A 24,139-nucleotide genomic window follows, 5' to 3' on the forward strand; every position below is an offset into this window, starting at 1 on the left:
TGAGTTGCCTGCGCGTCACATCCAACAGTCCTACCGGGTTCTGCCCCGGAGCGGGGCAGAACCCGAAGATTGATCACAACATCACACAGGCCCTAGAGCGTTGGGGTGCGGGGTTGACCACGGATCGCGTCGAGCGGCGCATGGCAGTACGGCTGTCGCAGGAACGCCTGCTACTGGTTGGCGAGGACGACGCCCCGCAGAACGAGCGTGATCAGATCGCGCAGCTGCCGTCGGTTCGGCGCCTGACCGCCCTGGGATCTTCACCTGGCGACGATGTCGAGAGGGGAGGCAGACCGGATCTCCAGGGCCCATCCGTCGTTGATGGGGACCTCGCAGGTGACGACGACGGGGATGAGGAGTGCGAGGCTACGTTTCCAGGCGAGGAAGCGGACGGCGTCTGCCCGATGGACGAGGACGATTTCTACTCCGATATCTGGGAGACCAGTTGAGCGCGGGGACCGGCGAGGAGCCGTTCGAGGGTGATGAGCGACAGTACTCCCCGACTCGGCTTGAGGGCTGGTTGCAGGAGGTCAACGGGCCGGATCGAGTGCAGCCTGAGCAGCTGACCCGCGCTCAGCTCGCGGACCTGTCACCACGCGAGCTCTTGAGGCACAACGACCGGCGCGAGGTCTGGCATGCCAATATCGGCCCGATCCACACGCCTCAGCTGCTGGCCTTGCACGCGGACCTGGGGGAGATCGTGGAGTCGAACCGGCAGGACGGTGACAAGACCAAGCCGGCCGCATTGGTGGACGCCTATCCGGGACTGGGCAAGAGCACGGCGGTGCGCGACTACGCGCGCTTGCTCCACCGCAAGCAGATCGCTCTGCGCGGGGAGACCACACCGAGCGGACACCGCCGGATCCCGGTGATCTACATCGCGCTCACCGGGAACACGCAGATCCGCGGCCTGAACGCGGCGATCTGCCGCTTCTACAGGCTCCCGGTGTCCGGCAACGCCGACACGCTCGCCGAGCGGGCCGTGGACGCGGTGCTGAGCATGAAGACCGTCGCGATCGTCATCGACGACGTCCACTTCCTGGCCGGCTCGCGCAGCAACGCGATCCGGATGGCCAACCAGCTGAAATACCTGGCCAACGTCTTCCCCGTCACGCTGATCTACGTCGGAGTGGGGGTGCAGCAGCGCGGGCTGCTGCGTGAGGGCTTCCTGCCTCAGGACGCGCTGCTGGCCCAGTTCGGGCGCCGCACCACTCCGCTGACGCTGTTACCGTTCCAGGTCGAGAACGAGGTCGGTCGGCGGGAGTGGCGCACACTGCTGAAGACGATCGAGCGCATGCTGGTGCTGGCGGAGAAGTATCCCGGGATGCTCGCCGACGACCTGTCTGACTACCTCTACTCCCGCTCCACCGGGCACTTCGCCTCGCTGATGGCGCTGATCAACCGCGGTTGTCTGCGGGCGATCCGAAGTGGCCGCGAGCGTCTGGATGTTGAGCTGATGGACCAGGTCAAGAACGACGCGGCCGCCGAGGAAGCCCGCCGGGAGCTGGCCGCGGCGATCGAGGCGGGACTGCTGACCACCCGGCCGGGCGTCCGGACCGGACAGCGCAGGCGGTCGGCGTGAGCGCGTGGACCGAGGGTCGGCTTCCGATCTTCGTCGCACCGCAGCCGGGCGAGGCGCTGGAGAGCTGGATCGCCGCCTACGCTCGGCGCCTGCGCACCACCAGTAACGGTTTCCTGGAGCACATCGGGCTGCCGCGGACCAAGGCTGCCTCGCTCACGATCCGGATGTTCGCCCACGAGGCCGAGGCACTGGGGCGGGCCACCGGGTTGCCGCGGCGGGAGCTGGTGTCCATGACGCTGGAGCTCTACGACGGCCTGGCGGTCACGCTGGTGGATGACCGCCGCCGCATGGCCCTGGCTCCCTCCTGGCGTTTCGGCGGGGCCCGGCCGCGCTACTGTCCAGCCTGCTTGAGCGCCGACGGCGGCCGCGGCCCGATCGCCTGGTGCTTGCCCTCGGCGTTCGCCTGTCCGCGCCACCGGGTACTGCTGGTGGACTCATGCCCGTCCTGCGGGCGTTCCCCCAAACCCTGGCGGGAGCGCCGACTCGGCCCGGGCCCGAGCTCCTGCACCCGCGACAATCCGGAACTGCTCGCGCGCTCCGCCCGCCGCCGGGTGGCCTGCGGCGCTGACCTTACCCTCGCGCAGGCTGTTCCGTTGCCTGCTGGCGGGCTGGTTCTGACCGCCCATCACCACCTGGCCGCCCTCCTGACCAGTGCCCCGGAACGGCGCCCCGCTGCCGCTGCAGAGCTGAGACAGCTCTACGCGCTCGCGCGGCGCGCGGTCCGCGGTCTGCACAGCATCCCCGACCAGGCGCCGGCCGTCGTGCACACGATCCTCGCCGAATGCGGTGGCAACCTGCCCGCTCTCACCGACGGCACCAGCACCCATGATGCTCACAATGCGGCCCTGGGCGCCGCGATCGCCCGTATCGCCCTCCAGCCGGGTCACCGCGACCGCGAGGCCGTCTTCGACTGGATCCTCGCTGCCGACCGCACGCTGCTGACCTCGCGTCAGAAGACCAACATTGGCTCTCTGGCAGCACGCTGGATACGCACCGCACCGGGGCTGGTCCCACGTGTCCTTGCCCAGCTCGACGCCCAGGCCGACCTGCACGCTCGCCTTCGGTACGGCAGCGCCAGCCCGACCCCGCGCTGGCCGGATCGCAGCGCCGAAGACATTCGCCGCCGCGCCGCCATGGTCCCGGCACTGCTCTGGCCGGGCTGGACGATGCGCCTGCTGCCCACCACCCCAACCTCCGACCAGTCGCAGACCAGGGTGCGAATCGCCGCCTTCCGCCGTGGCTGCGCGAGCTTCCTTCTACTGACCGGTGGCCCTCCCGAGCTCAACTTCGAACGCGTCGGACCGCTTCTCGGCAACCACCGCATCCACACCGACCGGGACGCCATCGAACGCGGCCACTACCAGGGACGCGACCATACCCCGCTCGCATCCGCGCTGGCTCAACTCGCGTACGCTCTGGACGAGCACGGCTCCCCGATCGACTACGCCCGCCGACGCGCTCTGTTCACTCCGGACACCGTCACCGTCGACCTCGATGCCTACACTCGCCTGTGCACTCAGCACAACTGGAGTTCTGGAGGCACCAACCGCACGTCCGTCATGCGCTGGTACATCCTCGCCCTGCTCACCGGAGAGGATCGCCGAAGCCCCTACACCGCGCGCATCCGGGAATTCCGCTTCCAAGCCCCACGCGAGTTGCGGCTCTTCCTGCGCGAGCAGGCCCAGCACCATCTCACCCGGCACGGCATCAGTGAACCCGTCACCTGGGAGCCACCCGACGAGTGGGTCAGCGACCTCCGCTGGCCCGGTGCCTCCCCCTCGGCCATCGACCATGAGGCCTTCCGAGATCTGTTCGCCACCACCGAATCCGTGCACGAGATCGCCCAGAACCTGAATCTGACCCCCGAGCACGTGCGGCTCCACTGCGAAGCCACCGACACCGGCCTGCCCCCGCGTCCGGCCAACGGCAAACCGCTGGCCGACCGTCGCACAGGCCTGCTCGCCCCGCAACAACTCCACGACCTCTACGAGAACCAGCAGCTCTCACTGACCCGTATCGCCCACCTGGCGTCCTGCAGCCCCGCGATCGTCCGCCGGCTCCTCCAGCACGACGGCGTCCTACTGCGATCCCGCCCGACCGTCACCCGCGACTGGCTCTACCACGAATACATCGAGAAACGACGGAGCATCATGGCGCTCGTCCGTGAAGCCGGCGTCTCCCATCTCCGCCTGACCCAGTTGGCCAAGCAATGGGGGATCCCCCTGCGCGCCCCCGGCCGCTACAGCACACTCGGCACCCTCATGACCGTGCTGCCCCAGCCGCCCAGCCCGGCCCTTCAAACCGTCGCCAACAGCACCGGAGCCCTCCAGCGCCTGAAACTCATCGTCGCCGTCCCCGGATACCAGAGCTTCGCCGCAGCCGCCCGCGACCTCTACGACGGCAACGACACCGCGCTGCGGCAGCGCGTGCTCTACATCGAACGGAGCGTCGGCTTCCCGATCTATCACCGCGCCACCCCGCTGACCGCCACCGAGCGCGGCCAGGCCCTCATCGACGAGGCCCGCCACCTCCTGAGAGCCGCCCGCGACACCGACCCCGCCGATCGTCCCCAGTGACCGTTTCCGGCACCACGCCAACTCGCAGCGCCGGTGCAGAGCTACAGCGTCTCGGCCAGCGCGCTGGCGAGCACATGGACGAGAACGCCATGTCGCAGGTGTCGTCTGGAAAATGATCAACTTCTGCCCCGCCGACTGACTGGCGAAACCGTCCCGACCTGGCGCGGAATCGGACCATCAGAACCAGGAACGAAACGCCAGAAGGCGATATTTTCCGTTCATCCTCGCCGTCGCTGGCCCTCGTGGCATCATGTCGTCGATGACGTGCAAGATCCGCCTGTCCGCTTGTGGCGTTCACTTGTTTGACCGCACCTCCGGGATGAACGTCCTGCTCGATGAGGTGTCTGTCGCTGCTGAGCAGTTCTCTCCTGCACCGCGGTACCTGTCCATCGCCTTGACGAACGCGTGCGAGCTCCAGTGCCTGTACTGCTACGCGCCCAAGCATGCTGCGGCTCTCAACCCCGAGAACGTACTGGCCTGGGCGGTCGAGCTCGATGCGGCCGGGTGCCTGGGCGTCGGCTTCGGAGGAGGGGAGCCGACCGCGTACCGCCGCTTTTCTCAACTGTGCACGGACATTACTCAGTCCACGTCAATGGCAGTGACGTTCACTACGCATGGGCACCGGCTGACGCCCGACTTCATCGAGTCCCTGCGCGGGGCCGTCCACTTCGTCCGTCTGTCGGTCGACGGAATCGGACCAACGTACGAACGGCTCCGCGGCAAGCCTTTCGCCTCCGTGGTCCGAGCGGCCTCTTTGCTCGCCTCCCTTGCCCCGTTCGGCATCAACACAGTGGTCAACGCCGACACCGTCGATGAACTTGACGACGTCGCCAGGTTCGCTGCCGATGTCGGCGCCTCTGAGTTGCTGCTTCTGCCGGAGCAGCCGACTGCGGCTACCCCTGGTATCGGCGAAACCGATGCTCGGCGTCTTGTCGAGTGGGTCTCGGCCGCCAGGGCCGGGGTTCGCCTCGCAATCTCGCGCACCGGCCTCGAGACGGCGCTGCCAGTCGCGGAGGCACTCCCGGGCGAGCATCCTCTGGACGCGCACATGCACGTCGACGCCACAGGGGTGCTGCGCCCTCACGCCTACGCTGCTGTGGGAACACCGGTTGGCGCCTCCATCTTGGATGCCGTCCAGACGCTGAGAGGAGCACGATGAGGATCTGGAACGGATACGGCTCGGAGCACTCGATGAACCTCGTCATGATCGGCCGCTTCCAAGAAGTCACCGGCGCGAAGGCAGCCGAGGAATGCATGAAGGCACTGCAGGAACTCGCCCAAGACACGTGGTCCGACGACGACTGGCGCACCCACGATGAGCGCATGCCCCGCGAACTCAGCGACGCACTGCAGGAAATGAAGCTGTACGACCTGGGCCGCTCCGACGTCGACAACTACGCGTTCGACCATAGCGTCACCCGCGACGCCGAGACGGTCAGGCTCTGGACCGATGAGTCCGATGTACAGGGGTTCTTGAAGGTGTTCCTCCACTACGGTGCGAAGGTCGAGGTGTTCTCCCGCCACGAATGGAACGAGGACGCGACGCCGCGATCGGACGTGAGCGAGTGACACTGGATCTGGCTGATCTGGAGCGCCTGCCCGGTGCCCCCGACCAGAGCTTCGAGGCCCTGACGCGAGCCATCGTCTCTCGGCGCCACGGCGCGCTGGGAAGGATGCGGGAGCGGCGCAACCAGCCCGGTGTCGAGTTCTACTTCCATGTCGACCGCGTCGGCGCCCTGGGCGATCCCGGCCGGGTCTGGGGCTGGTCGTGCAAGTGGTTCGCGCTCAATAGCAAGAACGAGTTGACCGTCCGCCAGCGCGAACTGATCGAAGAGTCGCTCAGGCTGGCGGTCAAGCACTTTGATGGGCTGACCGACTTTGTTCTCTGCCTACCCCACCGGCCGGCGAAAAAGGACGAGGACTGGATCGACGGCCTCAGCCAGGAAACCGTCAAAGTCAGCCTGTGGTGCGCCGAGAACTACGAGGCTCAACTGGCCGGGCTTGACGAGCTGCGGGCCACGTTCTTCGGCGAACTCGCGCTTACCCCCGAGGTATTGAAGCGATCCCACGAGCGGAGTGTTGCGCCGGTCCGGCTCCGGTGGATGCCCCGCCTGCACACCTCAACCCAGGCTGAGCATCACATTGACCGTGCGTTGCTACGCCCGGCGGCGTTCGACTGGCTGCAGCAGCGAACCGACGATGTCGCAGTCCGTACCGATGCGCTTCGCGCCGCCCTCGATGGCCTGGACCCGGACTCGCGTGGCGCCGCCGCAGTTGCTGCCGACGACCTGAATCGCTTCGTCGAGGACCTGCGTGCGATCATCGACGCCGGCAGGAGCCTTCGCCCTGGCGAGGTCCGTGAGCGGCTCGCAGGCCAACAGCCGCCAACGACTTCTCCCCGAGCGCTGAAGCGCCTGGTGGTCAAGCTAAGGAGGCATCAGCGACCTGAGGCGCTTCTGGTGACTGGCCTTGGCGCGGACATTCGCGACATCGTCCAGTGGCTCAGCACTGCGCGAGCCGATGCCGAAGCTCCACTGCTTGCCGTCACCGCCGCCGCGGGGCAGGGCAAGACACACCTCGCCGCGCAGATGACCGCACCGACCGGCCGACCTGCAGCAGGGGTGTTCGTCCAAGGCGGGAGCCTGCATGCTGGCAGCACTCTTGACGACCTCGCACGGCGGATTCCCGGTATCAAGGCCGATCGCTTCGACCAGCTCCTGGAAGCGCTCAATTCCTCTGGAATTCGGGCGGGTTGTCGCATCCCGCTGGTCATCGACGGGCTGAACGAGGCCGAGCGGCCCCTCGAATGGCGCAGGCTGTTGGCCGAACTGGCGCCGGCGTTGGGCGACTACCCCTACGTGATGGTCATCGTCACCCTTCGCGACGCACACGCCGACCAGCTGATCCCCCAGGACGCCACGCGGTTGGACCTGGAGTGGCAGCAGGCGGAGGTCTCCGAGATCGTCTCGGTCTACTTCCGCGAGTACAAGATCAACCCGTCCGGCGCCTGGCTTCCGACGGTGGCCTTCCATAGCCCCCTGTTCGTCCGCATGTACTGCGAGGCAGCGAACCCCACGCGCCAGACACCGGTGGGCGCGGAAGCGCTGCCTCAGTCCCTGGTGGGTGTCTTCGAGTTGTACCGCGACGGTGTGGCCGAGCGCCTGGCCCTGGACCCGGCGCGCACCCACGTGCCCGCCGAGCAGATCAAGCGCCGCCTCGCCAACCTCGCCAACCACATGTGGACACATCAGCTCCGCCGTCTGCCGTCCGACGAGGCTAGGGAGATCCTAGATGCGGGCCAGTCGAGCTGGGACGAGAGCCTCTTCCGGCGCCTGGTGGAGGAAGGGGTCCTCATTCGCCAGGAGACGGAGGGCTTCGACGACACCGAGAGCGCATTCGCGTTCGACCGCCTCGCCGGATACCTGATCGCCGACTCGCTCCTGGTGCGCATGACCTACTCCGGTGTCCACGATCAGCTCGCGGAGCCGGATCTGTGGGAGTCCCTCCTCGGCGAGCAGGCGCACTCCCTCGGTGAGGATGTCACCGTCGGGCTGATCGGCCTGCTCCCACGTCGCTTCACCAAGCGTCACCTATGGCGCGCTGCCCCGGCCGAGCATCGTGATTTCGCGCTCGCCGGTGAACTCGCCACTGAGTCCGGTTTCCTGGATGACGAGACTGTCAACGCGCTTGAAGCCCTGATTAGCACACGCTGGGCCGGCGGCCGAGGGCATCGTCATGTGTTCGACCGCCTGTGGGAGGTGCGCAGGTCTGCTCGGCACCGCTTGAACGCCGAGTTCCTTGACCGGGTCCTGCGGCGGCTTCCCCTTGCGCAGCGCGATCCGTACTGGACCGAATGGGTTCGTGGCCAAGCCCCAGGAGTGCTCACCAAGGCCCTGGAGCAGACGGTCAGCCGATGGGAGGCCCGGGCAGACCGTGCCGAGAGCGACGACTTGGATGCATTGGCCATCTCCTGGCTGCTGGCCTCGACGGACACGGTCTTGCGTGACCTCGCCACGAAGGCCCTCCAGCGATACGGCCGGCCGGAACCCAAGCGGTTGTTCGACCTCGCGGCCAGGATGCTCGACGTCGATGACCTCTACATCGTCGAGCGCCTAGTCGGTGCCGCGTTCGGTGCCGCCAGCACCCATCAGATGCCTGATCCCGAAGGATCGTTCGAGCAGGCGCTGCGTGACTGGCTGGCGCAGTTGCACGACAGTTTCCTCGATGGTGGCGCCACTCCCACCTCCCATGAGCAGTTGCGCGGCTACGTACGGGCGACCTTCGAGTTCGCTGGTGCTCTCCACCCCGCCGCCGTCCCGGATGGTGTCTACGCCCGCGCCCTGACGTTTGCCGCCGTGGGGCCCGCCAATGTGATGGCCGACGACGATCCTCATGCACCGGAATGCGACCGCACCATGGGCATGGACTTTGAGAACTACGTCATCGGAGCTGCCATCAACGACCGCGGCAACTACAACTACACCCACCCTGACTTTCGCCAAGCCCGCGCCGAGGTCAGGGCCCGCGTCTGGGAACTCGGCTGGCGCAGCCAAGAATTCGGCAGCCTCGACGAGGGCATCGCCATGAGTGCCGAGCGCCGCCACAGCTCTTCCAGGAAGGTGGAGCGTTACGGCAAAAAGTACAGCTGGATCGCCTATCACGAAATGGTCGGCCGTCTCGTGGACGCCGGACGGGCACCGGCCCCCTTCGGGGAGCCGGAACGTTTGATGCCCGACATCGACCCGGGCTTCCCTGACAAGCCGCCGGCCGTACCCGTGCACCTTCCGTCGTGGGCATCTGTGGAGTGCATGGACCATCAGACCTGGGTCACGTCCGGCAGTGTGGCAGTCCCCGACCAGCTGAGGTCTCCGGCGGAGATCCACGGTGTGGACGGCGGCTGGCTCCTGGCCGAGGGCTACCTGGCCCACGAGCATGATGGTCGGACGGTGTTCGGGTTCTTCCGAACCCTTCTGCTAGCCCCCGAAGAAGCCGAACGCGCACGGCGGCTCGCCGAAGATCAGGGCTATCCGGGGAACGACTTCTTCCCCTCACTCCCAACAGCCCGCGGCGTGCTGGCCACGGAAATGCCCTGGAGCCCCAGGTTCGACCCCGCCTCAGCCGCCGACCCGCAGCCGGAAATGCGGCGGCACTGGCAGGACACCGAAGGCATCGGCCTCGGCCAAGTCGCTGTTGAGTTCTCCTCCGGCAGTGAATCGGAGAGTGCACTGCGAGGGTCATACAACGTGCCGTCCTACGAGTTCGCCGCTCAGTTCGGCTTGCGTCAATTGCCCGGCACCCTGGACCTCGTGGGCTTGGACGGCCGACGCGTCTCCGCGGTCTTCGGCGTGGACAAGCCCTGGCGCGGGAACCTGCTGTTCTTGCGCCGTGATCTCGTTGAGAGCTTCGCCGCCGGCCGCCGGATCATGCAGGTGGCGTGGGGCGAGCGCGAGGTCGCCGTCGACTGGCACGCGCCCCCTTCATGGGTACGGGAGGCCCAGCGTGCCTACACGAACGTGTGGCGCCATGTCCGGCTACTCGAGCCTGACAGCCCACCATCGTCCTGAATCCTCGTAGCGGTTTCTGCTCATGATCAGCTGCCATGAGCGGCACTCATCACTCGCGGATTCCGATGAGGACCGGTCCGTCCTTTGTCGGGCCTGTACATCCGGCCACACCTTCGGGCGCGTCAGGGTGAGTAGCGAGCAGGGGTGACCACTCAGGCCGGTGGGTCGGGTGTGGTGAGTGCGGCGCGGAACTCGGCAAGCGACTGTTCAACACCGCCAATGGCCAGCCGCCAGAAGTTCCATCCGTCGATCTCGTCGCTTCCAGTGGCAGCCCGGGCCGCAGAATTCGGGGTTCCCCAGGGTCGATTCCAGACGCTTATCCGGCCGTCGTGGAGCAGCACCGCCGTGTGCACCTTGTTCCTGTAGCGGCCGGTCAGCGAAATACCCGCCTTCAGTTCGACGGGATCGAGGTGTTCGAGAAGGTCATGCAAGTCGACGTTCGAGCGCCCCAGAGTGCTGCCCGCCGTGGCGGGGCGCGCCGCCACGGATCGGTCGGGCGTGTTCAGCTGCCGGTTGCAGGCGCGCTGCACTGCCAGAGCGGCTGCGGCTGCTGCGCTCCACTGCGCGGTAGGGCACACTCTTTTATCGATCAAGTCCTGGATGACGGGGTTGCCTGGGAACTGCGCGAGTGCAGCGATCTCCTTCATGAGCTCGCTGCGCTGCTCAGTGATCTGGGTGCTGTTGAGCGCTAGGATCCGTATGGTCTCGTCCGCGCGGCACACACCGCGTTGCGTCTCGGCCTGCGAGTAGGGGGTATGACCGCGGCGGGCGTAGCCGGCGGTGTCGAAACCGAGCAGATCAGGATCGCCGATTTGTGCGGGATCCAGGAGCAGCGGTTGCTCAAGGTCCAAGTCATCGCGCTGGCGCCAGGCGCGCGGCCCGGCCAGCAGTGGGAACCGGCTGCCCTTCGCACGGCCTTCCCGCATTCCGTTGAACCTGGCTCCGCTGCTGTTGCAGTGCTTGCATGCGATGCGGTAGTTGGCAATCTTGTAGGCGAGCCACCAGTACCCCTTGTGGCCGGGTTCCCCGAGCACCTCGGACTTGGGTCGGAAGTGGTCGACGGTGATATCCGCGCGCTGGATCGTGGTCTCGCAGTACCAGCATTTCGGTCCGAGCAGCGCGACCAACTGGTCGCGTACCTCGTCGTCGGTCCAGTGCTCGGTGAAACGGCGCTTGGCATTGCGGGCCATGGCTGCCCGCACGACATCCAAAGTGCGTTCGGTCTTGGCTGCCCACGCTTGCGGAGTGATGAGCCCGCTCATGTCCACATGTCTCATTGGCGTCAGATCACCGATGAGAAGTGCTCGTTGAACAGTTCGGCGACCAAGACCTCCAGGACCTGTGGAGGCGGAGGGTTCGCACCGGTGGCGGCCTCGACGAGGGCGCGGCGCCTGCGGTGGAGTTCGGCTAGAAAGGCCGCCACCAGCGGATCGCGGTTCGCCGTAGAAAAGCCCAGTGCGTCGAGCTCGGCTGTGACCTCGCGGAGCTCTGACTGAAGGACCGCATCATTGCCCGCCACCGGCAGCAGCGCGTACTGTCGGTCGATCAGTTCCTGGGTATGTTCGTCTAGTTGCGTGGGCAGCCCGAACAGATCGGTGGTCAGCAGGCCGCCCGCGCCCTGGCCTCGCGGGGTGGCCTCGGGGATCACGGCAGTGGCCTGACCTTCCTGATCAGTGGCGACGATCCGGACCTGCTGGCGGGTCATGTTAGCTACCAGCAGAGGTTCGTGGGTAGCCGTGATGAACTGTGAGTCCTGGTGTGTCCCCAGCACAGTGCGTACGGAGCTGTACCAGCGTCGGCTCCACTCGGGGTGGAAGTGTGAGTCGGGCTCATCCAGGAGGAAGAGTGACTCTTGTGCTCGCTGGAGCCGCAGCAGGCCCAAAATGGTTAGGAGTTGCTGCTCTCCGGAGCTCAGGTCGTCCAGCCCGAGCATTACTGCGCCGGTCTTGTGTAGGCGGACCTCGACGGTGAGGTACCCGGCGTCGAGCAGGGTGGCGAGCAGCCCAAACATCGACAGGTCACTGTCGAAGAGGTTGCGGAAGGCCCGAACGTCCTCGGTGGTGCCGAGGACGATCCGGAACCCGTCGGCGGGGCTCCCCGCGCTGTCCACCGGGTCCGGATCGGGAATTGGGCCGAAGCGGCCGGACTCGGCCACGGCCGCGAACAGAGTGCGGGCCGGCCCGCCCAAGCCCCAGTATGGCAGCGCGTCCAACGGCGCCCCCCGCGCGGTGCGGGGCGCTTTGACGCGTAGGACGGCTGAGGCCACGTGCTGGATGTAAGAGTGCTCCCGCAGGTAGGTGCCGAACGAGTCGGCCCAGTGTGTGGTCTGCGCCAGAAGGAGGAGCGGCAGGTGGGCGGGGGTGCACAGGAAGACGGGGGTGTACAGGGGGCAGTGGATGGGGAGGGCGAGCTGTTCCGGCCACGCGTCCTCGGGCGACCGGCTGGCGAGCCAAGCGTCAAGATCCTCTCGCCACTGTCGGCGCCAGTCGCCCAGGCGACGTGTCGCGAAGCGGCGGTGCTGGTCGAACTCCGCGGTCCAGGGCGCGTGTGGGTAGGCCTGGTAGCCGAATACGTGGTCGGGAAGATGTTGCGGCCAGTGGGCCCTCGGCACTCTTGTTGACTCGTGACCGGCCTGGGTCACGGTCAGTTCGGGGGCGGCTGAATGGGCAGTCTGCACGGCCCGGACGGTTGTGCCGCGCAGCTCGTATTGGACGTCGAAAGGGAAAGCCGCGCGATGTTTCGGCCGGTGCAGGGTACCGAAGATCTCGGCGAGCGCGTGCAGCGCCCGCGACTTACCGCCGCCGTTGGGGCCGATCAGCGTGGCGATGGCATGACCGCCATCCACCGCGTCGGTGAGGTCCAAGTGGAAGTCCCGTAGCCCGCGGTAGGCGGGAAGGCTCAGGCGCAGCAAACGCATGCGGTCCCCCCAGACGCAGCGGGTGTGGTCGCGGTCATGTCGTCGATCCCCGATCCTGGCGGTCGCGGTGTGCACTGTAGGGCCGCAGCGCTTCGGTAAGAGCGGTCAACTCCTCCAGGGCCGAGAGGAGCTCACCCGCGATTTCCTGTGCCATGTGGTGCAGATCGGATTCGGGCTCGTCGGGGGCAAGCAGATCGTCAGGTGGGCTGGCAGCCAGAAGATCGAGGTTGGTGCGCTCACGGGCGAGCAGGTCCTCCACGTTGAAGGACCGGAACATGTGTGACTCGACCCGCTCGCTGCGGGGCCGTCCTGGCAGGTAGGCGGACACGAAGTCGTCGTAGTCGGCACCGGACAGCGTGGTCGTACTGGTGGGCACGGGGCGGTGGGAGCGAAGGTCGTACACCCACAGCTTTTTGGTTGAGGGCTTGCCGTCCGCCCGAGGAGCGGGCTTGTCGAAGAACAGGACGCTGGCCTTGAGGCCGGTTGCGTAGAAGACGCCTGGCGGAAGCCGGAGCAGGGTGTGTACGTCGCACACATCAAGGAGTCGGCGCCGGACATGCTCGCCGGCTCCGCCTTCGAAGAGCACATTGTCGGATACCACGACGGCTGCCCGGCCGTTGAGCTGGAGCAGGCTGTAGACGTGCTGGAGGAAATTGAGCTGCCGGTTTCCCGTCTCCGCCCAGAAGTCGGGCCGATAGTACGCGTACGTCTCCCCGGCGATCGTGGATCGCCTGCCGAATGGGGGCGTGGTAAGGACCAGCGTCGCGTGTCGCGTCGGAGCCTGGGCGAGCGCATCGCCTACGGCGATCAGGGGACGGCCGTCGGCCCGTGTCAGTCCGTGCAGGACGAGATTAATGGTGGCCAACCGCGCTGTGGCATCGACGAGTTCGGTGCCGCTGAACGCGCCCTCGGTCAGTCGAGCACGCTCGGCGGGGGTAACGCCGGCAGGGAAGTGCTCAACCAGGTACTCGAACGATTTGGTCAAAAAGCCGCCAGTGCCGCAGGCCGGATCGATGATCGTATCGCCTACTCCCGGCTGGACACACTGCACGATTGCTTCGATTAGCGGGCGGGGGGTGAAGAACTGCCCAGCACCGGTCTTGGTATCGGCGGTCAGCCGGGCCAGCAAGGCTTCGAAGAGCGCGCCGCGGCTAGTGCTGTCGCTCCCTGACCAGCTGTAACTATCGACCAGGTCGACCAGGCGGCTGAGCTTGGCGGGATCCGAGATGCGGTTTTGCGCCTTGCGGAACAGCAGAGCGAGGTTGCCCGACCCATATGCAAGGCGGTCCAAGGCCCGCTCGTAGCGGTGTCGCTGGTCCTCACCGGCGCTCCAGCGGATCTCTGCCCACGCATCGTAGCCAATCATGTCGACAGGGTTGAGCGGGCGCCGGCTCTGCTCGTGGGCCAACTTGAGGATGACCAGGCAGGCGAGCTGCTCGACGTACTCGATGCCTGAGACCCCGTCTTCTCGCAGCACGTCGGCAAAGGACCAAAGGACCTTGGCCAGGTCCGGGTCGTGCCCGGGGTACGAGGAGGAAGGTGGGTTCACAGCGAGGACTCCTGTTGCCCGAACGGGTGGGCGCCTTGGGACAGCTGGCCGGTGAACGCCTGCTGCAGCAGGTTGCTCCGCAGCCGGACGGCCACGTCAATCGCTCGTTCGGCGGCGGCGGAAGAAGCCCGCAGGGAGGTGAGGTGCGCATCGACCAGGGCGACCAGCCGTTGCTGCTCGCTAGCCGGGGCGACGGGTACCGGCATCAGCCGGATTTTCCCCAGACCAATGGATGCCAGCCCGGTGACCTGCGTGGCGTTGCGCTCGCACCATTGGCGGCCGAATCCGTTGGCGTGCCAGGCCAAGAGCTTCGGGTGCAGCTGCTGGTGGGTGATGCGCGCTCGGAACACATGGTTTTGGTGGACGCAGTCAAGCACCTGCTCCTCCCAGATCCAGCTGCGGCCCAGCTGGCTGCGATCTCCGCCTCCGGTCAGGAGCACGTCGCCGGTGCGGAGGCGGGTGGCCTGGGCCCGCTGCACGGGCAACCGGATCATGTGGATGTCATCCAGGGCGAGTCGGCCCCGTTGCACGTTGGCGACCCGCAGGCAGGGAACTTCCACATCCACAGGATCCCACTGCCGTCTGTTGTTCCTGGCTACCCCGAGGGTCACTTCGGCGACGCTCTCCAGGCGGGCCCACCGCCAGTCGGCAGGCAGGGCCGGCAGGGCGCCATCCTGGGTGCCCGCAGGCGGCAGGCTTCCTGATACACGGTCGGTACCGGACAGCCCGCCCAGACTGGCTTGGGTGCTTATTGCCTGGACCAGTTCGTCGGCCCGATCGACGGCCCTGCGGGTGCGGGTCATGGTGGCGTCGATCTGGGCGAGACGCTCCTCCACCAGGCTGGCGATCCGGGCCTGCTCTTCGGGTGCTGGGAGCGGAAGCCGGATCTGCGCCAGGTCACGGTGGTTGATTCGGTATAGCGCGGTACCGCCCTGCCGGGCCAGATCCTCAAGCTGGCGGCGCACGACCGGCGAGTTCCACAGGTGTGCGAGGTATCGCGGGTCGACCAGAGAAGGCTGCACGCGCACGCGGGTCATGGTGTCGGGGAAGGCCACCGTCCGGAGAGGTTCGTCCACCAAGGCGCCCTCGCCGACCAGGGAGTGAGAGCCGCTGACCCGGCTGACCAGCAGGTCACCGGGTTCTGCCAGGGAAGGCGGGGTGTTGTGAGCTGTCTCGTCGCCGCCCTTGGTCTGGGTGAAGTCCACCGTCACCGAGCGAAGAGCCGTCGCTCGCAGGACGGGGAAGCCGCCCTCGCGGGTGGGCAGGGACCGGCCGTTGGCCAACGGCTCGCGTAGGACGTCAGCCAACTTCACCAGGGTCCAACTGGTGGGAAGGTCAAGGTTCAAGCGAGTGCCTCACCCAAGTCTTCGAGGAGGTCGATGGCGGCTTCGGCGCCGAACGCGCCAAGGAACCCATCGGTGCCACCCCGACCCGAAAACGGGACGCTGTCGAGGTCTCGGGGATCAAATCGGTCCTCGGCGGTGGCAGTCGCTTCCGCAATGTTCTCGATCCACCACACCTGGGCCGGGGTGAAGGGTCCTGCCTGCTGCATGAACGCGGCCAGACGCTGTCGCATGCCCTCGGCGGCCGCACCCTGTCCGGTGGTGGGCTCCTCCGCATCCGGTGCAGCCGGTCTGTCGTAGAGGCGGAGCAGGAGCTGCCGCAGCGCAGGCCTGTTGCCCAGCAGCGCCCTGGCATCGCGGACTTCCTCCTCGAGGGCCTCCGGCCCCCAGGCTGCGCGGACCTTCGCAACGTGGTCCGGATCGACGGTGCCTAGAAGCCGGGCCACCAACCCTTCCAAGGAAGAGCCAGCCAGCTTTCGGACCGCGGCGCCATCCGCCTCGCTCAACACGGGAACGAGCCGGGCGAGCCGCACCCCGAGTTCGGCCGTCTCGTCAGCGGTCATGCCGGCGTCCACCGTGCGGTTCAGCAAGCGCTCCAGGGCACGCCGGCCGGCCCGGCCGGATGCATCGGTCACATTGACGAGTCGTCGATGATGATGACGCGAGGTTCCCACCGCGTCGATCACCACGAACTGGGTCTTGGCGAATGCTCCTGGGGTGACCGCTCGGAGCGCCGCTGGCGCAATGCGCTGAGCCCCTTGCGCCAGCAGCCGCTCGTAATAGGCAGCGGAGCGGACATCGCGCAGGAACAGCACGCATTCGACCGCTCGCATGTCTGTGTGGCCGGACATGATGTCCACCACCACGGCAATCCGAAACTGCGGAGCGGTCCGGAAGTCCCTCAGCAGCTGGTCCGGGTTATCACTGCGCATGGTGATCTTCTGGCAGAAGGCGTCACCGGCACCGAACACCTCGCGGATTTGGTGCACGATGTCTTCCGCATGCGCGTCGCTGAGTGCGAAGATCACGGTCTTGGGTACACCCAGCTCGCTCTCGGTTGCCCTCTCGGGGAACAGGGCAGGCAGTTCATCACGGAACGCCGTCACCACCGCGGCCAGCTGCTCTGACCCCACGATCCGTGGGGCGCTGGCCGGTCCGGCGTGAGCTAGGTCCTCGTCCAACTGCTCGTACCAGGTGCGGCGCGGAGCCTTGGCCTCGGCGGCGATGTACTCAGTCAATGGCACGAGCGCTGCGCGTCCGGATGGTTCGAACCGTGCCTGGTACACGGCGTAGTCCACGAGGAGTCCGTCGGCGACAGCCTGTTCGAATGGGTATTCGCTGACCAGATTGGCTTTGAAGAAGCCGAACACCGGGGCGACCGGTGTCGCGGTGAATCCGACCACCGGAGCGTCGAAGTACTCCAGGAGAGCACGCCCTCGTCCGTAGATCTGGTGGTGGCAGTCGTCGACGACGATAAGGTCAAAGGAGTCAGGCGGCAGGGCCGGGGAGTAGGTCACTTCGAGCGGCGCGGTGTTGGACTGCGAGACCTGCTCGGCGGTCTCATAGGCCGATACGCGGGCGGATCCGTCCTTCAGCTCGGGAGTGCCTGCCAGCATGCTCTCCAACCGTTGTGCCGTGGCCACGACGATGGATACCGACGATGGCACGCCTGCCGACGTCAGCTCTGCTGCTTGGTACACATCAGCCAGACTCCGACCCGTATCCGGGAGAGCGAACTGCCGGAACGCAGCCACCAGCTGATGTGCCATCACCACGCGATCAACAACAAACAGAATGCGGGCGGCCTTGGCGTATCTGAGCTGGCGGTAGGCCGCGAAGACTTCGGTAGAGATCCGTCCCGTGCCGGTAGCCATCTGGACCAGAGCTCGGCGATCTCCGGCCGCGAGGGCTTGCTCGACTGCCAGAACTGCCATCAACTGCGGCAATCGCATTTGTCCGGCCGCCTGCGTGCCCTCTTGCAAGGGCGGCAGGGCCGTCATCCTTGCGCGATAGGTTGGGGCCTCACTGTCGGCCTCTGCCTCGCGCTGCCAACGAGCCAACGTGGCTGGCCGGTGGAAGCCGCTGACCAGCCGGGCGCGCGTTTCTGGATCATTGGTGTCGTAGAAGAGCAGCCGCCGGCCGTCACTTACGTACCGGTAGGGCAGCGGAGAGCGCCAGACCGGCCACGGCGAGGCGTCGGTCACCGCGATGGCCAGCCTCCCCGCCTGCTCCATAGCCGTGCTTAGATCCGCGCCGTCCCTCTTGTACTCGATAATCCCCACCACCTGCCCGCCAACCAACAGCAGCAAGTCGGCACGGCTGCCGCCGGGCAGACGGGGCTCGATCAACACGCAGCCGAGTGAGTGATGCCAGTCATCACCCGCATCGGGGCCCAGAACATCCCACCCTGCATGGGTGAGCCTGCGCTGCACCTCCGCCGCAATCGCGTCTTCTGTCAGCGGCTCATAGGCAGCATCGCGGGCACTGACGATCAGGCGCTCGCGCTCTGAAGCTGGTAGAGACGTGGGCCCTACTCGGAGGTCAAATTCGCGGCGCAGCTGCGGCTCGACCGCATCCACCGGAACCACTCGCTCTGCCAGAACGCGCAGGTCAGACGGGCTGGTGTGGACAAAAAGCATCGGCTCTTGGTCGCCGGTCTGGAGACGGAAGAACCAGACAGCCAGCTCAAAACATCGCTGCACCAGCTGCGACGCCACCGCCTCCGCCCGATCAGCATCACCATTCGGGTGACCGTGAAGGTCCTCGAACGCGGCAAGGACTCGCGCAGGCAGTAGCCCAGCACGGGTCAGCACCCGCAGACGAGACGACTGGGCTGCCGTCGGCAGTCGCACCCCGGCCACATGGCCAAGTTTGGCGGCGAGAACCTCACCGAACCGACGCGCAGCCACCACTGAGTCAGCAGGGACAGTGGGTGCCCAGGCCTCCGATGACGCGCCATAGAGGACTAGGAGCGGTTCGTGCGGAAGGAGGAACCCGAAATTGGCCGAGGCAAGTGCCAGGTTCGTGAATCGACTTTCGAGCTCGTTCGACTCTCGAGCCACACCAGCCCTCCCTGCCTGACCTGCCTGATGATGCGGTCGGCGGCGTGATAGCCGTTGCAGACCTGTCTCCTAGCCTATCGCCCGTGAACCGCGTGGAACATCGAGGTTTCACCAGATGCAGACCGGTGCTGCCCCCAAACGCGGCCGATTCGCCCGACGCTCTGGCGGTCAGTGAGATAGGGGCACCCCAGGCAGGGAAGGCAGCCGTTGCCGAAGTCTGCGTCTAGGGCCCGCTGCAACGGCCATACCGTCCCTGCCCGAGGATGCTTCCGAGCCGACATCTGGGCCGCCTAGCACGCGGTCCACCCGGCCAGACACCCAGGCCGAACGTCAGGGCATGCGGATCACGGGGCATCCGCTACTCAAAGTGACCGAACTCAGTATCCTGGTAGCGGTTTCTGCTCATGATCAGCCGACACGAGCAGTGCTCATGACTCACGGATTGCGATGTTTCCGCAGGCACTCGTGCTCACGATCTCGCGCTCCCTACACGCCCGCCCGGCCACTCCTGTTCCAGGGGTGGCCGGACGGGTTTCCGGGAGCGGTCACTCCTCCCAGGAGAAGGGCCGGCAGGCACAGGTGCCGTCGCGCGCCGGTTCGGCGGCCGAGTGGACGTCCTGGACGACGGCCTCCTGAACCCGTGCCACGGCCACCAGGACCCGCCGGTCGTCCGCCGGGGTCCGCGCGACCACCTCGACCTGCTCCTGCTCCTCCGCCGTCGCCCGGACGAGCGAGCTGAACACGTACGTCCCGCCCTCGACGCCGTACCCGTCCGCCCACAGCTCGACCAACGCCCCGCCGTGCAGGGCCAGATGCCAGCGGGACGGTGCTCCGGCGACGGGTTCCATGGCGGGGCAGTGTAGTCAGGCCGTCCGCAGCCAGGCGTCCAGCGCGGCGAAGTCCGCGTCGGTGAGCCCGCGTCGGGGATCGACCCGGTGGAGCAGGGCGCGGGCGGGGGAGTGGGCGGCGACCCAGCGGCGGTCGGCCCCGGTGATCTCGTCGTCCACCCAGGCGAACGGCCGCCCGCCCGCCCAGGCGAGCAGCGTGCGGGTCTTCCAGTGCAGGCCCTCCGGCGGGTGCGTGGCGTCCGCGGTGTCCGCGTCCTCCGCGTCCTCCGCGTCGTCAGAGTCGTCCACCGGCCAGTCCACGACGGGCAGTCGGGGCAGGCCGAGCCAGGGCGCGAGGCACTCGTTGGCGTCCTCCAGCCAGGTGGTGGCCCACACCGGCTCGGCCGGCAGGCGGAGCAGCCGAGGGCCCAACTCCGGGTCCACGCGGGCGATCAGCGGGTTCCCGCCCGGAGTCGTACCGGCCGGGACGTACGGGCTGCGGTGGACGGGGTAGCCGCCCGGCGGCGGGCCCCCGAAGGGGATCAGCGGACCGTCCACGTCGAGGAAGAGCAACGGGCGATCGGTATCGATCATGACGGCACCTTAGCGGGCGGCGCGGGTGGTGTGGCGCGCCGATCGGCCACCCGGCCTGGAACGGGCGAGCCGGGATCTCGTAGGGTGGCGCGCACGGAGTGTGGTGGCAGGCACCACGCAGTCGAGGGCATCAGACGCCGCGGGAGCGGCGGGGCGGGGCGGTGACCAGGAGATGGCGGAGACGACAGCGGTTTCCGGAGGTCCCGACCCGGCCGGGGGCTCGGGTCCCTGGGACGCCGTACCGCCGCCCCCGCGCCTCCCGGCCGAGGAGCACCCGCCGGGCCCCGCCGCGCTGTACGAGCCGCCGCCGGCGCCCCCGGCCGCACCCCCGGTCGCGCCGCCGCCCGCACCGCCCGTCCCGCCCACCGGATGGACCCTCACCGGGCTGCCCGCCGCCGGGGCCGCGTCCACGGCGACCCCGCCGCCGTTCCCGGTCCAGAGCGCGGCGCCGAGCGCCGCCGTCGGCGCGGGCGGGCTCGGAGCCGCGCCGCGCGGACGGATCCTGGTCATCGAGGGCGGGTACGGAACGTCCGGCCGCCGCACCTGGGGCCGCGGCGGACCGACCCAGGCACCCGTACTCTCGGCGATGCTCGCCGCCGTCTCGCCGCAGGTGCTGCTCGCCGCGGACGCGGTGGACGCCGTCCACCTCCCCGGCGCCGGGGACCCGCACACCGTCCTCGCCCACCTGCGCGCCGCCTCCCGGCACCCCGGACCGCTGCTGATCCACCTGGGCGGCCACGTCGTCGCCGACAAGCGCGGCGGGCAGCTCCAGCTGACCCTGCGCGACGCCAAGCAGGACGGCCTCCCCTGGCAGGCCGTCGCCGCCGAGCTGAGCCACCGTCCGGCCGAGTGGCAGACCCTCGTCATCGCCGACCTGAGCGCCGACCAGAACGCCTGGCCGTACCTCCAGGGCACCGTCTCGCCGCTCAGCGAGGGGATCCCGCTCTGGGCGGTGGTCAGCCCGGACCCGGAACAGATCGGCACCTTCACCCGCGCCCTGATCGAGGCGCTGCACGGCGGGCGGCCCGGCGCGGGCGAGGTGCTCGCGCCGGAGCAGCTGCGTCAGCAGGTGTACTCGGTGCTGCGGCCGGATGTGGTCATCCTGGCCACGCACGCCCCGGACCGGCCGTTCTTCCGCAACACCGCCCGTCGCGGCGAGGGCCTGCCGGCCGAGGTGGCGCCGCTGCCGACCGCCGGTACGGCGCCCTCCGACGCGCCGCCGCCCCCGGTGGCGCCGACGGCGCCGCTGCCGCGTCCGGCGGAGCCCCGGGACGCCGCTCCCGAGTGGCCGGTAGCGGCCCCGGCCGGGGCGCCCGCGTCGTCGGCCGGGTCGGCGGGGGCGGTCGGGTCCGCTGCGTTCGCCGGGTCTCCGGTGGCCGCGGGCGGTCCGGTCAGCCTGGTCAAGCCGGGCGTACCGCCCACCCCGCCGCGGCCGGCCCGCCCGGTCAGCCTGCAGAAGGCGGGCGGGAGCGTCGAGGCACCGGGCGTGACCCTGCGCAAGCCCGCCCCGGCCGACACCGTGCCCGAGGACAGCGCGTCCCCGGCGGGCGTCACGCTCCTGAAGTCCCGGCCGGAGCCGGTGGACGGTGCCGTCGCCGAGCCCGAACTCCCGCAGGAGGAAGCCGCGGTGGCCGCCGAAGCCGCGGCGGAGGCGGTCGGGACCGTGGTCGAGCCGGTGGCCGAGGAGGCAGCGGAGGAGACGGCGGAGGAGACGAGCGAGGAGGCAGCCGAGGGCGCTGCCGGGGAGGTCGTCGAGGAGGCACCCGAGGCCGCGGAGGAGCCCAGGGACGCCGTCCCGGTGGAGTCCGTGCCGACGGACGAGGCTCCCGCCGAGCAGGAGTCCGCCGAGCAGGCTCCCGCCGACGTCGTTCCGGTGGACGGGACACCTTCTGACGAGGTGCCGACCGACGCCGTGCCGCAGGACGAAGCGCCGGCCGAGGACGCTCCCGCCGACGCGCCGCCCGCCCCGAGTGACGCCCCTGCCGACGCACCGGCCGACGAAGCCGCTGCGGCCGCTGCGGCCGCTACGCCCCGCGCGGACTACCGCGAGGTCATCGGACGGATCGTCCGTAGCGCCGAGGCCGGGGACCACGCCGCCGCCACCGACCTGGCCTTCGCCCTCGAACTGGAGGCGATCGCCGAGCACGGTGCCGTCTCCGAGCCGGTGCTGCAGGTCCGGCAGGTCCGGGCGCACGTCTGCCGGCTCGCGGGCCGGTCGGCCGAGGCCGCGGACATCTACCGTGAGGTGGCGCTGACCCTGCTCCGTTCGCAGGGCCCGGACCATGTGGAGACCCAGCGGGCGGCCACCAACGCCGAGGCCTGCTGGCGCGCGATCGCCGACCGTGCGGAGGCCATCCGGATCGCCCCGGAGATCATCGAGCTGCGCGCCTACCTCCCGGGCCCCGACGGCCGCAAGCTCCGCGCCGCCGAGCGCTACCTCGCCCAGCTGGCGGCCACCGGCTGACAACCGGCGGTCGGCGGGCGACAGCTGACGGATAACAGCAGACGGAAAACAGCGAACAGCGGACAGATTTCAAAATCTGTCCGCTGTCGTCTGTTATCTGTTACCTGTCACCCGTCACCCAGTGACCCGCCGGTTCACCGACCGGCGACCGCGTGCACGAACTTCGCGCCGTCGATGGTGCCCAGGCCGCTGGCGAGGTCGTAGCCCTCGGTCGCGTTGTAGCCGGTGACGCCGTTCCAGCCGTTGTCGCCCTGCTTCACGTCCACGATGCCGCTCCACTTGCTCGGCAGCAGGTTCATGCCGTACAGGCGCCAGTTGAGCTGGCCGAGGCGGTGGCCGGCGAGCTGGTCGGCGAGCGCGACGACGCCCGAGAACAGCGGGGTGGCCTCGCTGGTGCCGCCGGTGAGGTGCCAGCCGACCGAGGTCGGGTCGTAGGACTCGTAGGTCCAGGCGGCGCCGTCCACGGCCGCGCTCATGCTGATGTCCGGGGTGCCGCGGTGGTTGCCGGTGACGTTGGCGACGCCGGCCTGGTACCACGGACGCTCGAAGATGCCCGAGACGCCACCGCCGCCGGCGCCGGACTTGTCGTGCCACACCTTGTCGGGCGCGGTGCGGTTGCCCTTGTCGTCCAGGGTGAGCTGGGTGCCGCCGATGGAGGTGACCAGCGGGTCCGAGGACGGCCAGGAGTTGACCTTGTACGGGTACAGGTCGGTGCCGTTCTCCTGGGCGTCGGTGGCGCCGTTGTCGCCGGAGGCGGCGAGCACCGTCACGTTGTGGTCGGCGGCAGCCTGGAAGGCGTAGCGCAGGTCGGTGAGCGACTTGAAGTCGCCCTTGTCGTACCCCGGGAAGGTGTTCTCGGTGGCGCCGAAGCTCTGCGAGATGACGTCGGCGCGGCCGGCCTTGATGAGGGCCTTCTCGGCGTCCATCATCTCGGGCAGGCCGGTGGTGCCCTCGGTCTCGGCGACGCCGGTCTCGACCAGGATGATGTGCGCGTCGGGGGCGATCGCGTGGGCGTACTCGACGTCCAGGGTGGTCTCGCCGGCCCAGCCGGTGTGGTCGGGGTTCTTCGGGTCCCAGGTGGGGACGTTGCCCCACTTGACCACCTCGACGTTGGTGTCCGGGATGCCCCACTGCTTGTCGAAGACCTCCAGGTCGTGCTGGATGGTCGGCGAGCCGAAGGAGTCGACGATGACGATGGTGCGGCCCTTGCCGGTGATGCCCTCCTGGTACAGCGGGTCCAGGTTGTAGGCGGTCCGGTACTGCAGCGGCGAGTAGCAGTGGATACCGACCTGGCTGACGCACTGGGTGGTGCTCAGCGGGGCGGGGCGGCCCTGGGCGTTGTGGTGCCCGAAGGAGGCGGGGCGGACGTGGACGCCCGTGAGATCGTGCGCGGGGGCGGCGATCGCGGTGCCGGCGGCCGGTACGGCGACGGTACCGGCCGTGAGGGCGGTGGCCCCCACGGCGAGCAGGGCCAGGGCGCGGCGGAGGGTGGCGGGGCTGCCCATGGGACTCCTTGGGGCGCAGGGCCCGACCTGGTTCGGTCGGGTCGGTGCGGCCATCCCATCGAGAGCTGCATGATCATGCCATAGTCATTTGGTGGGGCCATGTGATCAAGGACATGGTCATACTCGGCCACGCGAAAAGGTAAAGGCCGTCCCAGG

14 protein-coding genes and 1 pseudogene are annotated in these 24,139 nt (G+C 68.4%); 7 read left to right on the forward strand and 8 right to left on the reverse strand.

The annotated features are described in order from the left end of the window. The 6 genes and pseudogenes from ACWDCZ_RS03635 to ACWDCZ_RS03660 form a co-directional block, all read left to right on the forward strand. A pseudogene (locus ACWDCZ_RS03635) lies at positions 1-449 on the forward strand (hypothetical protein); the annotation flags it as partial. Next, a complete protein-coding gene (locus tag ACWDCZ_RS03640) occupies positions 446-1,582 on the forward strand; it encodes an AAA family ATPase (RefSeq protein ID WP_449815120.1) in 1,137 nt (378 codons plus the stop codon). The pseudogene ACWDCZ_RS03635 and the gene ACWDCZ_RS03640, both read left to right, overlap by 4 nt. Next, complete coding sequence (locus tag ACWDCZ_RS03645) at positions 1,579-4,158, forward strand: TniQ family protein (RefSeq protein WP_449815121.1); 2,580 nt, start codon at positions 1,579-1,581, stop codon at positions 4,156-4,158. Before ACWDCZ_RS03640 ends, ACWDCZ_RS03645 begins: the two co-directional genes overlap by 4 nt. A 259-nt stretch (positions 4,159-4,417) precedes the next feature. Beyond that, positions 4,418-5,317 carry a radical SAM protein gene (locus ACWDCZ_RS03650; protein WP_449815122.1) on the forward strand — a complete coding sequence of 300 codons (900 nt, stop codon included), beginning with the start codon at positions 4,418-4,420 and terminating at the stop codon, positions 5,315-5,317. Next, a complete protein-coding gene (locus tag ACWDCZ_RS03655; RefSeq protein ID WP_269858036.1) occupies positions 5,314-5,727 on the forward strand; it encodes a DUF6375 family protein in 414 nt (137 codons plus the stop codon). The genes ACWDCZ_RS03650 and ACWDCZ_RS03655 overlap by 4 nt, the downstream gene beginning before the upstream one ends. Further along, on the forward strand, positions 5,724-9,722 hold the full coding sequence (locus ACWDCZ_RS03660; RefSeq protein WP_449815123.1) for a hypothetical protein: 3,999 nt from the start codon (positions 5,724-5,726) through the stop codon (positions 9,720-9,722). The genes ACWDCZ_RS03655 and ACWDCZ_RS03660 overlap by 4 nt, the downstream gene beginning before the upstream one ends. 152 nt (positions 9,723-9,874) lie before the next feature. Here the strand turns inward: ACWDCZ_RS03660 and ACWDCZ_RS03665 are convergent, their stop codons facing one another. The 7 genes from ACWDCZ_RS03665 to ACWDCZ_RS03695 all read right to left on the reverse strand — a co-directional run bounded on the left by ACWDCZ_RS03665 (position 9,875) and on the right by ACWDCZ_RS03695 (position 20,014). After that, positions 9,875-10,984 carry a restriction system modified-DNA reader domain-containing protein gene (locus ACWDCZ_RS03665; RefSeq protein WP_449815124.1) on the reverse strand — a complete coding sequence of 370 codons (1,110 nt, stop codon included), beginning with the start codon at positions 10,982-10,984 and terminating at the stop codon, positions 9,875-9,877. 20 nt (positions 10,985-11,004) lie between these two features. Then, a complete protein-coding gene (locus tag ACWDCZ_RS03670) occupies positions 11,005-12,639 on the reverse strand; it encodes an AAA family ATPase (RefSeq protein ID WP_449815125.1) in 1,635 nt (544 codons plus the stop codon). Between the two features lie 34 nt (positions 12,640-12,673). Continuing rightward, positions 12,674-14,188, reverse strand: a complete 1,515-nt coding sequence (locus tag ACWDCZ_RS03675; RefSeq protein ID WP_449815126.1) for an N-6 DNA methylase — start codon at positions 14,186-14,188, stop codon at positions 12,674-12,676. Then, a complete protein-coding gene (locus ACWDCZ_RS03680; protein WP_449815127.1) occupies positions 14,185-15,534 on the reverse strand; it encodes a hypothetical protein in 1,350 nt (449 codons plus the stop codon). The genes ACWDCZ_RS03675 and ACWDCZ_RS03680 overlap by 4 nt, the downstream gene beginning before the upstream one ends. Further along, positions 15,531-18,248, reverse strand: coding sequence for a DEAD/DEAH box helicase family protein (locus tag ACWDCZ_RS03685; RefSeq protein WP_449815128.1), 2,718 nt, complete (start codon positions 18,246-18,248; stop codon positions 15,531-15,533). Before ACWDCZ_RS03685 ends, ACWDCZ_RS03680 begins: the two co-directional genes overlap by 4 nt. A gap of 890 nt (positions 18,249-19,138) precedes the next feature. Further along, positions 19,139-19,441 (reverse strand): hypothetical protein, encoded by a 303-nt coding sequence (locus tag ACWDCZ_RS03690; RefSeq protein ID WP_449815129.1) that lies wholly within the window; start codon positions 19,439-19,441, stop codon positions 19,139-19,141. A 15-nt stretch (positions 19,442-19,456) separates the two neighbouring features. Beyond that, the gene (locus ACWDCZ_RS03695) at positions 19,457-20,014 is read right to left on the reverse strand and encodes an HAD domain-containing protein (RefSeq protein WP_449815130.1); all 558 of its coding nucleotides are present in this window, start codon (positions 20,012-20,014) and stop codon (positions 19,457-19,459) included. A 172-nt stretch (positions 20,015-20,186) separates the two neighbouring features. Here ACWDCZ_RS03695 and ACWDCZ_RS03700 point away from each other — a divergent pair, with 172 nt between their 5' ends. Further along, entirely contained in the window at positions 20,187-22,478 is a 2,292-nt protein-coding gene (locus tag ACWDCZ_RS03700; RefSeq protein ID WP_449815131.1) for a hypothetical protein, read from the forward strand. Between the two features lie 134 nt (positions 22,479-22,612). On the opposite strand, the gene ACWDCZ_RS03705 is transcribed toward ACWDCZ_RS03700, so the two are convergent. Next, on the reverse strand, positions 22,613-23,983 hold the full coding sequence (locus ACWDCZ_RS03705; protein ID WP_049655521.1) for a S53 family peptidase: 1,371 nt from the start codon (positions 23,981-23,983) through the stop codon (positions 22,613-22,615). Positions 23,984-24,139 lie beyond the last annotated feature (156 nt).

It is taken from the genome of Kitasatospora sp. NPDC001225 (genome assembly GCF_053597855.1).

Coding starts and splice junctions, on each gene's coding strand:
- ACWDCZ_RS03700 (WP_449815131.1), top strand. CDS start 20,187: ATGGCGGAGACGACAGCGGTTTCCGGAGGTCCCGACCCGGCCGGGGGC.
- ACWDCZ_RS03695 (WP_449815130.1), bottom strand. CDS start 20,014: ATGATCGATACCGATCGCCCGTTGCTCTTCCTCGACGTGGACGGTCCG.
- ACWDCZ_RS03650 (WP_449815122.1), top strand. CDS start 4,418: ATGACGTGCAAGATCCGCCTGTCCGCTTGTGGCGTTCACTTGTTTGAC.
- ACWDCZ_RS03655 (WP_269858036.1), top strand. CDS start 5,314: ATGAGGATCTGGAACGGATACGGCTCGGAGCACTCGATGAACCTCGTC.
- ACWDCZ_RS03665 (WP_449815124.1), bottom strand. CDS start 10,984: ATGAGCGGGCTCATCACTCCGCAAGCGTGGGCAGCCAAGACCGAACGC.
- ACWDCZ_RS03705 (WP_049655521.1), bottom strand. CDS start 23,983: ATGGGCAGCCCCGCCACCCTCCGCCGCGCCCTGGCCCTGCTCGCCGTG.
- ACWDCZ_RS03670 (WP_449815125.1), bottom strand. CDS start 12,639: ATGCGTTTGCTGCGCCTGAGCCTTCCCGCCTACCGCGGGCTACGGGAC.
- ACWDCZ_RS03690 (WP_449815129.1), bottom strand. CDS start 19,441: ATGGAACCCGTCGCCGGAGCACCGTCCCGCTGGCATCTGGCCCTGCAC.